Below are 261 nucleotides of genomic sequence, written 5' to 3'. Positions count from 1 at the left end.
CTGCTGTACGGCAGTTTGCTCGGCATCCTGCTGATCGCACTGCTGGCCAGCCTGACCCCGCTGTCGGCAACTCAGGCTGCGATGCTGCTGGTGCCGCTCGCGGTGATCGGACAACTGCTACACCAGGGCGATGCACCGGCAACTGTTTATAGCGAGGTGCGCGACACCCTGGCGGGCATGCGCAACGAAACCTTTATCTTCGCCTGCTCGGCGCTGCTTGGTGGACTTACAGCTGTGCTGATCCCGGTAGAACGACTGGCC

1 pseudogene is annotated in these 261 nt (G+C 62.5%); it reads left to right on the top strand.

The features are described 5' to 3' along the window. Positions 1 to 261 (top strand): annotated as a pseudogene (locus AAEZ10_RS27505) (hypothetical protein); the annotation flags it as partial.

The organism is Pseudomonas sp. H26/SER47-MNA-CIBAN-0231 (assembly GCF_040310465.1).
Lineage (GTDB): Bacteria > Pseudomonadota > Gammaproteobacteria > Pseudomonadales > Pseudomonadaceae > Aquipseudomonas > Aquipseudomonas atacamensis.
The sequence above is the reverse complement of the archived record's forward strand: the minus strand, read 5'-3'. Positions and strand labels throughout refer to the sequence as shown.